At 68.1% G+C, this 3416-nt stretch carries 2 protein-coding genes and 1 pseudogene; 1 reads left to right on the top strand and 2 read right to left on the bottom strand.

Translation table 11 applies throughout. The features are described from left to right. Positions 1 to 217: 217 nt before the first annotated feature. Entirely contained in the window at positions 218 to 1783 is a 1566-nt protein-coding gene (locus ACY45C_RS20760; RefSeq protein ID WP_462189232.1) for an FAD-dependent oxidoreductase, read from the bottom strand. 417 nt (positions 1784 to 2200) lie between these two features. Here ACY45C_RS20760 and ACY45C_RS20755 point away from each other — a divergent pair, with 417 nt between their 5' ends. Further along, positions 2201 to 3016, top strand: coding sequence for a ferritin-like domain-containing protein (locus ACY45C_RS20755; RefSeq protein WP_462189231.1), 816 nt, complete (start codon positions 2201 to 2203; stop codon positions 3014 to 3016). 131 nt (positions 3017 to 3147) lie between these two features. Here ACY45C_RS20755 and ACY45C_RS20750 read toward each other — a convergent pair. Further along, positions 3148 to 3338, bottom strand: a pseudogene (locus ACY45C_RS20750) (acyl-ACP desaturase); the annotation flags it as partial. Positions 3339 to 3416: the final 78 nt, after the last annotated feature.

The following is a 3416-nucleotide window of genomic DNA, read 5'->3' as shown; positions in this document are numbered from 1 at the left end:
GAGTACTACGCGGCGAAACACCATGAACGTGTCGCCGCGGCCATGAGCGCGAGTGCTGTCCACCCGTGAACCCCGCCCAGCCCAGTAGCTGAGGCGGGGATTCCCGGCCCGGGACCCGTAGCACCCTCCCTTCGGAGCTGATCCGGGTTCCGGCCGGGCAACGCATCCCACGCCGTCGACGCGGATCGGTGCCCGCGAGAGCCCCGAACGGATCTGGTCATCTTCGGTGACCAGATCCGTTCGGGGTCGGGCTCCGGTCCGCCGCGGGGGAGCGGCGGGCGCGTAGCACCCGGGTGAGGACGTCCGGTCGCAGCAGTGCCGATGGCGGTTCGACCAGATTGATGATCCGCATGAACACCCGGGCCACCACCGGGTCGGTGTGCGCGGCGGCGTGCACGTGGGGCAGGTAGGCGTTGACCAGCCTGATCCGCGGGGTGCGCCGTCCCTGCACCTGTGGGTATCCTAGATCATTTCCGGTGGCCAGGGACCAGGCCAGGTCGGCGGGAACGGCCGCGGCGGTGAAGAACCGCCGGGGCAGATCGGTGCCGGCGCGGGCGGAGGCGTCGATGCGGGCGGAGGTGCCGGTGCGGGCGGCGGGTGGGCCGAGCGCGTCCGGCGTATCCCACAGGGCGTCCCGCAGCGCCAGCGCCTGCTGGGCCGCGACCGTCATCCCTTGGGCGTACAGCGGGTTGAGGGTGCACACCGCGTCCCCGAGGGCGACGAAGCCGGCGCTGGGCTCGCGCAGGCGTGCGTACGGGCGTCGCACCGATCCGCGGAAGCGGTAGGGGGTCGGGTCCCCGAGCGGCTCGGCGTCGGCGATGAGCCGGGCGATGTCGGGAGCGGGCAGGGTCGCCGCGAAGCGGGCGAACCCGTCCGGGTCGGTGGGCGGATGCTCGCCGAGCATGCCGGCCAGGGTGACGATCCACCGATCGTCCTCCTGCGCGACGGCGCCACCGCCGCGCAGCCCGGGAATCGTCGAGATGATAACCGCGCGTTGGCCGTCGAGGTCGCTCGCGCGTCGCCGGTAGACGCGGGAGGCGTAGCCGAGGTCGACGTCGACCTGCTCCCGCACGGGCACGGGCAGCCCGTGCGCGGCGAGCCAGTCCGCTGCCCGGGAGCCGCGGCCGGTCGCATCGACGACCAGATCCGCCTCGATGACCTCGCCGCCGTCGAGGTGCGCATCCGCAGGGCGTACCCCGTCAGGCCGGGTGCTGCTGTCGGGCCGGGTGCTGGAGCCGTTGACTCGGGCGTCGTCTGGCCGCGGGCCGCCATCGAGGCGTTCGACCCGGACCCCGACGATCCGGCCGGGTTCGCCCGGGCCGCCCGGGCCGGGCCGCGCCACCAGCCCAACGGCGCGCACCCGCTGCAGCAGGCGGACCTGGGAACGAGCGAGTACGGCCTCCCGCAGCACGCCCTCCAGCAGCGGCCGGCTCGCCAGCAGGGAGGTAAGCCCGGTGTCGGTGGGGTACAACCGCAGCCCGCGGACGTACCACCGGGTCTCGACGAGCATGTGGACGCGGGGCGCACCGTGGCCGGTCACGGTGTCGGTGAACCCGGGGAACAGCTCCTCCAGGCACAACCGGCCTCGTTCGGTGAGGGCGTGCAGGTGGGATCCCTGCGCCACGCCGCGGCGAGTACCCTCGGTGGTGAGGTCATCTCGTTCGATGATCGTCACCCGGTCGAAGAACTCGGCCGTCACCCGGGCCGCGAGGAGTCCGGCCATCCCGGCGCCGAGGACGGCAGCGTGCCCGCGGCTACCGCGGGGCGACAGGGAGTCCTGCAAGGCCGCGGAAGCTGACGTCCGGCTTGCCTTGGAGGCTGTCACTGAGCGGTTCCAGGCAGCTCCAGCTTCTTGACCCGCGTCAGCAGCGTGCGCAGCAGGTGTCACATGAACTCCCTCTTACCTGGTCTCTCGCGCGGTTTTCGCGCGGTTCATGGAGCAGGTGCATGGAGCAGGTTCATGGAGCCAGAGCAGCCATGGGTATTGTCGGCCCGCCGGATCGACTCGTGGGTTAATCTTCCCGGAATCCTGGACGAGAACATCATAAAAATCCAGGGACTTTGTCGTGGGTACGATAGCCTGTTCCCATCGATCGATGGGATGATGCAATGACCGGCCGCCGATATTGTCAAACTAATTGTGGTGAAATAGAAACGAGTCTGCACAGGTCGACGGGACCGGGCCAGGGGAGATTCCAGCATGGCGACCTCCGACACCATCGAGAACGCGCATAGCTTCGACGTATTCCAGCACTATGAGCGGCTGCAGTGGAAGCTGGTCGACCTGCCGTTGGACGAGATCCGCAGGGATCTCATCCAGCCCGAGTACATCGCGCTGGTCAAGGGCGCGGTCATGGGCGAGGCCACCTCCATCGCAGCGGTGCACGGCTTTCTCAACGAGTTCATCGACGATTACGACTGCTCTGCCTTCGTGAACATCTGGGGCTACCAGGAGCTCCAGCACCACTACGCCTTCCGGGCGTGGCTGCAGGCGGTGGACGCCCAGATCGACCAGCGCCGGATCGAGGCGTTGCGCGAGCCCTACGTACCGGGTACCACGCCCAGCGCCACTCTGATCACCAACGTCATCTCGGAGATGACGGTGAACACGGTCTACCGGACGATGTCGGAATGGGTGCGCGAGCCGGTGCTGGCGGACCTCATGCTGCGCGCCAGCCGGGACGAAGCCGGTCATGCCCGGGAGTTCATGTACTTCGCGAAGCGCCGGATGGAGCGGAATCCGCACGATCTTGTATCCGTGTTGGAGACGTTCCACTTCTACATGTCGAACAACCGGATCAAGCATCCGGTGGGGGAATTCAAGCACCGCCTGCTCGAAGACCTTCAGGGCCACGAGACCATTGACACCGCGTTCGAGGTGTTCTTGCAGGTTTCCGATCCGGATACGCTGGAACAGCTCCAGATGAAGATCCGCAAGGCGCTCGGCAGTGTTCTCGGCCGGGAGTTCAACCGGAACTCCGACATCCGGCAGGCGCTGGTGGAGGCGATGCCCTGACCGCTTCGGCGGCCGAGTTGTGGGGACCTGAGCACGGTCCAGGGATCGCAGACCGTGCTCAGGCCCCCCACATTCACCGGCCGCCGCTTCGTAGGACGGGCCACTGCTGCCGTGGTGGTCCTGGCAGAGTCCTACGGGGTGTCCAGGGTCGTCGACCGGCAGGCGTCGACGAAGCGGACCAGTTCGTCGACCTTGTCGGTGCGGACGTCGACCGCCCGGTTGACCACCCGGATGAGGCGTCGGTGTGATCGTAGCGGGCAGTCTCGGCGATCCGCAGGGCCCAGCGCCAGTAACCCCGAATCGTGTCGGCTAGGGCCTGTTTGGGAAGTTTATCGGGGCAGCCATTTGTTGATCGCGGCGATGGTGGCTGTTGCTTCGTAGCGGACGGCTAGCTTGTTGT

The organism is Frankia sp. CcWB2 (genome assembly GCF_977927585.1).
This window is presented reverse-complemented; position numbering and strand designations above follow the sequence as displayed.

Bases quoted from the DNA above. Each gene is read 5' to 3' on its own strand.
- ACY45C_RS20755 (WP_462189231.1), top strand. From the start codon at position 2,201: ATGGCGACCTCCGACACCATCGAGAACGCGCATAGCTTCGACGTATTC.